Genomic DNA, 10,706 nt, shown 5'->3' with positions numbered 1-10,706 from the left:
GGATAGTTTTATCCAATCACTTAAGTAATGAGAAATCTGTTTACCTATTAAGCGTTCGCACTCAAATAGGGCATCGTAACCGCCCCTTGCCCCTTGCCCCTTGCCCGTCTTAGAACTTTTGTACAATTCCCTTACATCACTATGCATCTCGAACAGTTTATCCGGCAGCAGCGACAACAGAAAGACATTTTACTCATGTCCCATACCGTGCTGGGCTATCCGTCCTGGGACGATAATCGTCGTGCGATCTCAGCGCTTGTCAAAGCCGGTGTGGAGCTAATCGAACTCCAGTTTCCCTTTTCAGAACCCATAGCCGATGGACCGATTTTACTGGCCGCAAATCACACCGCAGTCCGCGCAGGCGTATCGGTGCAAGCGTGCTTCAACTTTGCCGCAGAAATCACCCAGCAATATCCCCAGACGCGCTTTGTGATTATGACCTATGTTAATATTCTCTTTCAGTATGGCATTAGTAAGTTTGTCAAAATAGCTGCCCAGAGTGGAATTGCTGGCTGCATTATCCCTGACCTCCCCTTGGAACAGGCAAAGAATTATATTGACCGGTGCCGCGACCAGTCCCTCGCAACAATATTTCTCATAACCCCTGAAAACAGCCTGCAGCGTATACAGCAGATCCTGCAGCACACCAGCGGCTTAGCCTACTGTGTGGCACGAAAAGGTGTGACTGGTCAGCAAACCCAGCTTGCTCAGCTATCCCACCAATACCTGGACAGAGTACGCTCAGCTAGCCAACTACCCATCGCCGTTGGCTTTGGTATCCAGTCTGCTGCGGCTGTTTGTAACTTAATTGGCTATGCCGATGTGGCTGTCATTGGTAGCTATGCTGTCAAATATTACGATGACTGTGGAGCCCATGATCTAGGGCAATTTATTCAAGGTCTCAGACCTGACTAATACCGTCTGTTCTACGGGTGACCAGGGCATTTTCTTCTTGGGATTCGGCTTCCCAGTCATTAAACTGATAGTCAACAAAGACAAGTCCAGAGAAAAATGCAAAAAAGAGCCACAATATCATCGCTTTTTCAGTACTCCTTCGATAAAGAACACCGCTCTCGTCTAAACAACACTGAATCGTTATGGGCCTGATGCCTTTAGCCTTTATTCTGCCAAAAAGTTTAAGCCCACTTAGCTTCTTGACACAGTTATTGCCGTCGCTGGTTATTGAGTTCGACTACTTACCCATCATAATTTCTGTTTTAGTGAGCCTCCAGTTAATGACAAGTAAATTAATATAGGTTTTTACTTACAGATAAATAATTGATATTCGTTCATAGCTATTTCTGTTTAAGAATGCTAGTAGCCTGCCGCTGTATAGCAAAAAGCGGTGAGGTGCTACGAGTAAAGTTTTGATAACTAAAGTCATCGATAGCATTACCGTTCGTCTGTAAAGAAGATCGGTGGCAAACTTCCTTACCGGATGATCGTAAAAAGATTTTGGCAGAGATTTAGTCTAAATTATGCAAGGGGTTTAGTCTAAAAAATAATGCTGAAACGATTTAAGCGATATATTCGCTGGCGTTCAAGTGATGAAGGATTTTCAACCGGAATCGATCAGTTTGAAAGCTTGGTCTCAAAGCTGCTTTCGGTGGCTATGTTGATTGTGATCGTGGTGATCATGGTCGATCTCATGCTGTTTCTAGCAACAGCACTCGTTAACCCCAGCCCTAAAGGTTTTTTTGTTACCACCCTCAAAGAAATTTTTGGTTTGTTTTTGAGTGTTTTGATCGCTCTAGAAATTCTTGAAAATATAACCGCCTATCTAAAAAGGCATGTGGTCCAGGTGGAGCTGGTGATTGTGACCTCACTGATCGCTGTCGCGCGTAAAATTATTATTCTAGACCTGGATAAAACACCGGGGATAAGTTTGATTGGACTTGCGATCGCAATTCTAGCCCTGTCCATCAGCTATCTGATTGTTCACAATATTCACCGATAGACGGCGACACCCTAAACAGCTTATGGCGAAATTAGCGTAGCGTTTGGCTGCGGTTCCATGTGGTGAATATATCGTTTGCGATCGCAGTTCCCAAAAGCACTAACCCACAGCCAAAAATCATCGAGGCTGTCACTGTTTCTTACAAAATAACGGCTCCCCACAGCATGGCAAATAGTATAAGATGGCGACGCAGCTCACTTAACAACCCTAACCGTGCCAGCACTGGCAGTAGGACTAACCCGGCTAATAGGACACGAAACTCAATTAGCCAAACGGGGCCAAGTACAGGAGCCGCAATCCGCATAAACAGAAATGAACCACCCCATAGGGCTGCTAGCAACAACAGCTCAAAAATATCCGACAGTTTCATGCTTTCTCCTCAATCTGACTAGCTTCCCAACCTAAAACAACAGTTTTTCGATCCAGCCCCCAGCGATAGCCACCGATCTCACCTGAGCCGCGAATTACCCGATGGCAGGGAATCAGATATCCCACGGGATTACGTCCTACGGCATTACCAATGGCCCTGGCTGCGGTGGGTTTACCAATGGAAGTAGCTAATCCTTGATAGGTAGTGAGTCCACCAAAGGGAATGTTTAGAAGTGCCTGCCATACCTGAATTTGGAAATTTGTTCCCTTGACATGGAGCACTAGGGAAGAAGAATGGGAAGATTGAAAGATAAGATCTCGAATTTTCTCAGTCTCTTGTCGAGCCATCCTAATGTCGGCGTTAGGCCATTCTGTTTGTAATGCCTGGGCAGCGACCGTGCCATCGGCGTGATCCAAAAAGTTTAAGTTACAGATGCCACGGTCAGTGGTGGCAATTAGACAAGAGCCAAAGGGAGTGTCATGGATGCCATAGCGAATCTGTAATCCTGAACCGGCTGTTTTATATTCCCCAGGTGTCATGGCCACCAGCTGAACAAACAAGTCGTGCAATCGACCGGAGCTGGACAGTCCCGACTCTAGGGTGGTTTCTAAAAGACTGTTGGTCTCAGTGATTTTCGATTTTGCATATTCCAGGGTGAGATACTGCAAAAAGCGTTTTGGGCTGATGCCCGCCCATTTTGTAAACAACCGCTGGAAATGATACTCACTGAGGTTGACATGCTGAGCCACAGTGGCCAAGCTGGGCTGTTCTAAATGATTTTTGCGGATAAACGCAATCGCTTTGGCGATTTGACCATAGGTTTGTCTATCGTAAGTGGTGGTTTCCATCAATGAAGTTGATTGCCTGCACTGCACCAAGGTATCGATCTTGGCGAGCGAGTACCACCCGTTTCTTGCTAACTGTCTTGCTAACTGTCTTGCTAACTGTAGTTTTTAGCACAGTCGGTCTTGGGATTCATGCATACACTACGTTCAGTCAAGCATTAAGCATGGATTTTATTACTCCTATGCTCAGGGCGTTGCTAAGTTACGAACCACGGTCAGAGGGTTGTAATTTAGCAACGCCTCTTTTTTATAACGTTAATAATTAACGCTTCCTTGAGGTTTTTGGATATTAGATGTTCATAACTCAGATATTGCACCAAGTCGGTTGCGAGGCTAAAACCCACGCTAAGTTCGAAACCTACCGCTAATTGAGGGCTGTCCACTAAAGGGACAATTTGGTGTGGAAGCACTGGTGGTCAGTCGTGGACTAGTTGAAGCATAGTTGAGCGCTGTGGAAGCGAATGCTAAGAACACATCTCCGATGATTGTGTCCCTTCCAGTGGACACCCTTCGGCTAGCCCTGGGTTTTGAACCCTGGGCGGGGTGCCGCTACGTCGCCAGGTGCAAGATCTAAGATAATCTAGGCTGCAAATAGTTTGCATTTTGTATAGCTGCTATCTATTTCAGGGAGTTGCGTTCAGTAGGATCAGGCAGTTGGTCCCCAGAAAAGAAATTATGAGTGGAAATGCAGGTCGGGTTCAGGCGATTAGCCAAATTGTCAATCGGCAGCCGATGCCCCCCAAGGCACCAGCAAGTCTTGACGAAATCTGGGCAGAGAATGTTTTTAACCTGCCCAAAATGAAGGCGACTCTTCCCAAGTCAGTGTTCAAGTCGATTAAAAAAACCATTGTCACTGGGGAAAAGCTGGATTCCTCCGTTGCTGATGCTGTTGCCAATGCCATGAGAGACTGGGCGATATCCAAGGGGGCGCTCTACTATGCCCACGTGTTTTACCCCATGACTAACCTGACTGCTGAGAAGCATGACGGCTTCATTTCTCCCCAGGGTGACGGTACAGTTATTTCAGAATTTTCCGGTAAATTATTAGTGCAGGGTGAGCCCGACGGTTCTTCGTTTCCCAACGGTGGCATTCGCGGCACCTTCGAAGCCCGAGGCTACACTGCCTGGGATGTGACTAGTCCAGCCTACATTCTAGAGACGGCCAATGGTTCCACGCTGTGTATTCCGACCGTCTTTGTGTCTTGGACCGGAGAAGCCTTAGATAAAAAAGTGCCGCTTCTGCGCTCCATTTCTGCCATGGATAAGTCTGCCAGTAAGGTCTTGAAGCTCTTGGGGAATAAAGATGTTGCCCGTGTCAACTCCAGCTGTGGCGCAGAGCAAGAGTATTTTCTCGTTGATACTAATTTCGCCAGCCAGCGACCCGATCTGCTATTAGCTGGCCGGACGCTGTTTGGCAAACCCCCTGCTAAAGGCCAAGAGTTTGACGATCACTACTTTGGTGCGATTCCGGAGCGGGTACAGGTGTTTATGCAGGATGTGGAGGAAACCCTTTACAAGCTGGGGATTCCGGCCAAAACTCGCCATAACGAAGTGGCGCCGGGGCAGTTTGAAATTGCACCGGTCTTTGAAGCGGCCAACGTGGCCAGTGACCATCAGCAGATGATTATGACGGTGCTGCGCCATACCGCTAAGAAGCATGGCTTTTTGTGCCTGCTCCATGAAAAACCCTTCGCCGGTATCAATGGCTCGGGTAAGCACGTTAACTGGTCGGTGGGTAACGCCACCCAGGGTAACCTGCTGGATCCCGGTGACTCTCCCCACGAGAATGCTCAGTTTCTAGTATTTTGCGGTGCGGTTATTCGCGGTGTCCATAAGTATGGGCCTTTAATGCGGGCTGCCATTGCCACGGCCAGTAACGATCACCGTCTGGGAGCTAACGAAGCGCCCCCCGCTATTATGTCTGTGTACTTAGGTACCCAGCTAGAAGACGTCTTTGAACAGATCAAAACTGGCTCCATCAGTGGTTCTAAGAAAAAAGGCGTGATGGATTTGGGGGTGGATGTACTACCCGACCTGACTCAGGACGCGGGCGATCGCAACCGCACATCTCCCTTTGCCTTTACTGGCAACCGCTTTGAATTTCGTGCAGTGGGTTCTCACCAGTCGGTTTCAGGCCCCTTGATTGTGCTCAACACCATGCTGGCCGACTCCCTAGAATGGGTAGGCAATCGTCTAGAATCTGAACTCTCTGGCGGTGCAGACATCAACACAGCCATACTCACCGTGCTCAAAGAAGTGATGGAGCAGCACGGTGCGGTTGTCTTTGGCGGCAACGGTTATTCTGAGGAATGGCACAAAATGGCGGTTGAGGAGCGGGGGTTGGCAAACCTGCCTACGACGGCTGATGCCCTGCCGGTACTGCAAGAAGAATACATCGGCGATCTATTCCAAAAGACGGGTGTGCTCACGCCGGTTGAGTTGGAAAGTCGCTTTGAGGTGTATGCCGAGCAGTATATTCTCTCCATTGAGGTGGAATGTAAGCTGGTGATAAATATGGCTAAGACCCAGATTTATCCAGCGGCTGTGGAGTATCTCTCTAAGTTGTCGTCTACGCTCTCTGCTCTGGAGAGTCTGGGGGTTTCCTTTGAAAAGGAGGGTGCTCAGAAGGTGGCCGATCTCACTAGTTCTATGGTGGGTGCGGTGGCTAAGCTTAGCGAGGCTCTAGAAAAGCATGACTTTGGCACGACGGGTGAGCATATGACCTACTGTGCGTCCACACTGCGTCCCCTGATGGAGTCGGTCCGTGAGTATGCTGATGCCCTAGAGGGTGAACTCGCTGATGATTGTTGGCCGTTGCCCACTTATCAGGAGATGCTGTTTATTAAATAGGCGTTGCTGATCCCTGGGATGATTTCATCTGAAGAGTGCTGATAAATGGCATCATTACCCGATCGGTCCATCCCCTAAATCAGCAACGGCATTAAGTAAGCTCGAATTGTAGTGGTTTCATGGGGTTTATGTTGGAGGCAGGGTATTTTCCCTGCCTTTTTTTTGACGATATAAATCTCTTGTGCTCTGGTATTAGGAAGGTTGTCTTGTGACCTGAGAGATCTTGCACTCAGGTTGGTTGTGTAGCTGAGTGCCGCGCTGGGTTGAAACTCCGGCGCTAGCTGAGGGTTGTCCACTAAAAGGGACAATTTGGCTGGGAGGCTCTATCGGATCGGTCTTAGCCTGGTTGAAGCATCGTTGACACAACCAGAGCGAAATTTTAAACCACATCATTAGCCGGATGTCTTCGTACTGATATTCGGGTAGGCTGCCGTCGGCAGGGGGATCTGTGGGCGCGCCTGCGCCGTGGTTGGAATTGATAAACATTAGGCTCTGATCTCCAGATATGGGTTAGGAAACCAGAACTCACGCATTAGCCACCCCGTAGATGTATGCAATCCGGGGTGGCAACAGGTACCATAAACCTGCGCTCCCAGGTTGCCGCCGCAACTGGGGGTGAAGCTGCCGGTTAGGTGCTCTAACACCTGCCGGTGGCGCTAATTAATGAACTCTGTGGTTCGGTCGATTAAGACCTCAAGAATAAGAGTATACATTGAGGATCTGCCTCGTCAAGAGGGTAATGATGTGAGGGGAGACGTGCGATCGCTCCCAACATGAACTAATTCTGCCTTCATTCCTTTAAGGCTTCAATCTCCTCAGTACTTAACCCTGTGAATTTTGCAATATCTGGCACTGGCATTCCCGTAGCCTTCATCTGTCGAGCTACTTGTTCAATGCCCTGTTCAATGCCTTGTTCAATGCCTTGTTCAATGCCTTGTTCAATGCCTACCTTCAAACTCTCCTCGATCAAGGTTTTTGTTACATTAAAATTGTCACGGTAAACTTTCAAGCTTTCCTGGTAAAGGGCTTGTTCAGTGTCTGAAAAGTTAGCAATCTCGGCCACCTCAAACAGCTGGTTGAAGATGCCTTCGCGTAAATCGCTTGGTGGCGTTTCCAATTGTGCTAAGTGACGCAGCACAAATAACCACTTATCGGTATGAGACGTTAACTCTGGCAGTGTTTTCTTGAACTTTGGTAGCTCAATATAGATAAACTTGAGTTTGTCATGCTTATCTTGGGTTTGGAACGGACCAAAGCCATCCTCGCAATGCTGATCTTTTAACTCTACTGTATGAATAATAGTCTCTTCATCCTTATGCTCATCAAAAATAAAATCTAATATGCCAACTGTGTATACAGCGGTTAACTCATAATCCCAAGTCCCTTTCGTTGCCTGTTCTTGAATCGGGAATGTTGAATAGTAAACGCTTCTATCTTTAAAGAATTGCTGTTTTGCTTTCTGAATCTCAACGATAAAACGCTCGCCAGTTTCTGACTGACAGTAAATATCAAAAATGGCCTTACGGTCTGCCCAGGTTCTGCCAATTGTCTCAGGATTCTTAAACGTCACGTCCTGAATGTGATGATACTCAGGCAACAGGGTATTCAAAAAATCAATCAGTAACGCTTTGTGCGGCTCAGTGCCAAACAGACGCTTAAACCCAAAATCCGTCAGCGGGTCAATGTATTTATCAGGAAGTAGAAACGCCATGGCAGACGACTGGTACATATGTTTTTAGTATAGCGTGATTTTTCTCCTGACCACGGCATAATATAACTGGCCTCTTATAGTCCGTGTCATGATTGCTGTACCGTCTCCACAACCCATGACCGTCGCAGATTACCTTGACTGGGAATCCCGTCAAGAACTGCGCTATGAATTCGTTTTGAGTTGCTCTATGAGGACGTCGTTTTGGAGAAAAGTGAGCGATAAAAGGCACGAAGCTTTAGGCTGTGAGCGGTTATGTCGCAGCCCACATGTGGGCACTCCGTTCAGGCAGGGTGACCGTTAGCGTAGGCCCTGTTACCTCAATTGGTGGCTCTTCTATGAGCATATCCTGATAGGGATGGAACCACTTAAGCTTAAACCGGGTATTCACTGTGACTGTTTGGGGTTCTCCACATTTATTGATGGCCACTATGCCTTCTTCTCCCCGTCGCCAGAAGAGGGTGCATTCATCGGCATGTAGCACATCCATACCTGTGCCCTGCATGCGGTTATGGAAGGCGATCATTTGGACCATGCGATCGCGACTCCAAACCGTCTGCCAGCGACCGTCATCTATACGGCCAAAGGGAGGCGCTGCCGTCGTTCCATCATCAAATACCATGGGGGTGCCGCCATCGCGACCCATAATGTAGGCATAGGCCAGATCCTCGTCTGTCGGGTCCATGATTAACGAGCGAAACCCCTCGTTGTAGGGAATATCGTGGGTGATGACTACGGTAATCGCCCGCTGGCTTTCCAGGGCATTGCCCGTCCGGTAAGGATTAGCAAGATCAGACAGCGGTTGGCCAAAGCTAAATGCCTGTTTGATCGCATTTAATAGAGGAAAATCGTAGGCGGCAAAATCTGCAGAGAGTTCTCGCAGGTAGGGTTCTAAAAACAGCGTATATTCCCGCTCACCCACACCTCCGGCGGTAATAATCTCGGCAAAAATCTGAGAGTTTTTGGCTACTTGATCGGGGACGAAATCTCGAATAGCCTCATTGGGCATATGTTTGGCCGCATCCAGGCGAAATCCGCGTACCCCCAGGTCGTAGAGGCTCTGGATATACTGTCGCCGCTGGTCTCTCACCCAGGTCTCTCCTGGTGCGGTGTCTTTTAGATCTGGTAGGCCAGGATCGTCCCCTGCACCGCAAATCCGCCCATTGATGACGGCCTGGCGATTGCCATAGTTGCGAATACAGCGGGCCGCATGAAAGTCTCGGGGGCTAAACAACCCGTTGTCTAAATTTCCGTACAATCGCTGCTGTTGCCAATAGTTCCGGTCGCTGGCATACTCCGCCAGCGTCGATGCCCCTGGAAACGTGGTGGCCGCATTGCGCTCGTTAGCCATGTGATTGACCACCACATCGGCATAGGTAAGCACCCCCACCTGGGATAGGGCCTCAACCATGGCAGCAAAACTCTCCTTGTCGCCATCGCAGTTGCTAATCACTCGAAAATCTTGAGGTTGATAGCGCTGGTACCAGCGGCACTTGGCCGTAATCGGAGACTTGAGGGGCGGTGTTACCAGCACGGCTCCGTAGCCAGCCTCAGCAATCTCGGCGGCTTGTTCAGCAACCGTGGCATAGTTCCAGTCAAAAGCGTGCAGAATGACATCTGTATCGGAGGGATGGGTCATCGATAACAATAGGGGCATTGATACCGTGATGACGGCTAGACAAAACGCGGCAAAATTTCGAAACATAGTGAGCAGACGTGACGAGGAACAGCAAATATCTTTCCTAATATGCACAGCAAGACATATGTATGGGAAGGTAGACAATAGATATATTTATTGGTAAGGGTATTGACGTTCCTTGTGGATTCAGGATGGCCCCAGGGCTGACTAGTCAGTTCGGGCATGGCTGATCCAAGGTCGTTTCTCAGGGTGGCTGATGAGTTTATGCATTAATCCCGATTGTCCTCAGCCCGATCATCTGGGCAATGGCGAAGCGAATAGCTGTCAAGCCTGTGGGACAACCTTGGTATTAGAAGGGCGCTATCGTGTGATGCGCTTGCTCAGTAGCCAAACCGGGTTTGGCATGGTTTACGAAGCCTATGAACGCGATCTGCCCAAAATTTTAAAGGTACTGCGGCGCGAGCATGGCCAAAACCCCAAAATATTAGCCATGTTTCGTCATGAAGCTGCGGTGCTGAGCCATCTGCGGCATCCGGGGATGCCGTTTGTGGAAGATGGGGGATACTTTACCGTTACTCCGCCTAATGGGACGGTGCCGCTCCACTGCATTGTGATGGAAAAGATTGACGGTCTGAATCTGACCCAGTGGATGCAGCAGCAGGGCAATCACCCGATCCAGGAGCAGTTAGCTCTGGGGTGGCTGACTCAGCTGGCTAAAATTTTGCATCAGATGCATCAGAATAGCTATTTCCATCGGGATATCAAACCCCAAAATGTGATGATTCGCACCAGTGGGCAGCTGGCCCTGGTGGATTTTGGGGCTGCTCGGGAAATGACCCAGACCTACTTAGCCCAGGTGAGTCGCGGCGGTGTGGCCACGGCCATTGGCTCGGCTGGCTATACCCCGCCCGAGCAGGAGCAAGGGCAGGCGGTACCCCAGTCTGATTTTTATGCCCTGGGTCGTACGCTAATCTATTTACTAACGGCCAAAGCCCCCACCGATACGGCCCTGTATGACGCCTTCCAAAATAGCTTTGAGTGGCGCTCCCATGCTCCCCAGATTTCGTCAGGGCTGGCGGATTTACTCGATAGTATGATTGCCCCTCGGGTGGTGGATCGTCCGGCCAGTGCCCAGGACATTTTGGTGTGCTTAGAGCAGTTGTCCAATCAGTTGCCCCATCAGCCGGGGTCTCAACCCGCTGCTCCCACCCTGCCAGAAACATCAATGCCGCCGTTGGGGCCAGCTCATTCGGCTACGGCTCTACAGATGGGGATTGCCACCCCTTCGTGGCAAACGCTGCCCCAGTCGCTATATTCACCTCCGAAGCGGCGACGGC

Annotated in this window: 10 protein-coding genes; 4 read left to right on the top strand and 6 right to left on the bottom strand. The window is 49.3% G+C overall.

Translation table 11 applies throughout. The features are described 5' to 3' along the window. Positions 1–141 precede the first annotated feature (141 nt). Positions 142–915 (top strand): tryptophan synthase subunit alpha, encoded by a 774-nt coding sequence (trpA, locus tag IQ260_RS20225; RefSeq protein WP_193994898.1) that lies wholly within the window; start codon positions 142–144, stop codon positions 913–915. On the opposite strand, the gene IQ260_RS31545 is transcribed toward trpA, so the two are convergent. Further along, entirely contained in the window at positions 902–1,036 is a 135-nt protein-coding gene (locus IQ260_RS31545) for a hypothetical protein (RefSeq protein WP_265579573.1), read from the bottom strand. The two genes, trpA and IQ260_RS31545, sit on opposite strands and share 14 nt — an antisense overlap. A 468-nt stretch (positions 1,037–1,504) precedes the next feature. Between IQ260_RS31545 and IQ260_RS20220 the strand changes: the two genes are divergently transcribed. Further along, on the top strand, positions 1,505–1,957 hold the full coding sequence (locus tag IQ260_RS20220) for a phosphate-starvation-inducible PsiE family protein (RefSeq protein ID WP_193994897.1): 453 nt from the start codon (positions 1,505–1,507) through the stop codon (positions 1,955–1,957). Between the two features lie 139 nt (positions 1,958–2,096). On the opposite strand, the gene IQ260_RS20215 is transcribed toward IQ260_RS20220, so the two are convergent. Both IQ260_RS20215 and IQ260_RS20210 read right to left on the bottom strand, forming a co-directional pair. Next, positions 2,097–2,327: a hypothetical protein gene (locus tag IQ260_RS20215; protein ID WP_228016295.1), complete on the bottom strand. Its 231-nt coding sequence runs from the start codon at positions 2,325–2,327 to the stop codon at positions 2,097–2,099. Next, positions 2,324–3,175 (bottom strand): bifunctional transcriptional activator/DNA repair enzyme AdaA, encoded by an 852-nt coding sequence (locus tag IQ260_RS20210; protein ID WP_193994896.1) that lies wholly within the window; start codon positions 3,173–3,175, stop codon positions 2,324–2,326. Before IQ260_RS20210 ends, IQ260_RS20215 begins: the two co-directional genes overlap by 4 nt. 672 nt (positions 3,176–3,847) lie before the next feature. On the opposite strand from IQ260_RS20210, the gene IQ260_RS20205 reads away from it, so the two are divergent. After that, a complete protein-coding gene (locus tag IQ260_RS20205) occupies positions 3,848–6,022 on the top strand; it encodes a glutamine synthetase III family protein (RefSeq protein ID WP_193994895.1) in 2,175 nt (724 codons plus the stop codon). A gap of 192 nt (positions 6,023–6,214) precedes the next feature. Here IQ260_RS20205 and IQ260_RS20200 read toward each other — a convergent pair whose 3' ends face one another. The 3 genes from IQ260_RS20200 to IQ260_RS20190 form a co-directional block, all read right to left on the bottom strand. Then, complete coding sequence (locus tag IQ260_RS20200; RefSeq protein WP_193994894.1) at positions 6,215–6,508, bottom strand: hypothetical protein; 294 nt, start codon at positions 6,506–6,508, stop codon at positions 6,215–6,217. 304 nt (positions 6,509–6,812) lie between these two features. Continuing rightward, positions 6,813–7,751 carry an Rpn family recombination-promoting nuclease/putative transposase gene (locus IQ260_RS20195; RefSeq protein ID WP_228016294.1) on the bottom strand — a complete coding sequence of 313 codons (939 nt, stop codon included), beginning with the start codon at positions 7,749–7,751 and terminating at the stop codon, positions 6,813–6,815. Between the two features lie 232 nt (positions 7,752–7,983). After that, positions 7,984–9,435 carry an alpha-amylase family glycosyl hydrolase gene (locus IQ260_RS20190; RefSeq protein ID WP_193994893.1) on the bottom strand — a complete coding sequence of 484 codons (1,452 nt, stop codon included), beginning with the start codon at positions 9,433–9,435 and terminating at the stop codon, positions 7,984–7,986. A 190-nt stretch (positions 9,436–9,625) separates the two neighbouring features. Here IQ260_RS20190 and IQ260_RS20185 point away from each other — a divergent pair. Further along, positions 9,626–10,706: serine/threonine-protein kinase (locus IQ260_RS20185; protein WP_193994892.1), on the top strand; the 1,081-nt coding region annotated here is incomplete at its 3' end.

It is taken from the genome of Leptolyngbya cf. ectocarpi LEGE 11479, assembly GCF_015207065.1.
Taxonomy (GTDB): domain Bacteria; phylum Cyanobacteriota; class Cyanobacteriia; order Phormidesmidales; family Phormidesmidaceae; genus Leptothoe; species Leptothoe ectocarpi.
The sequence above is the reverse complement of the archived record's forward strand: the minus strand, read 5'-3'. Positions and strand labels throughout refer to the sequence as shown.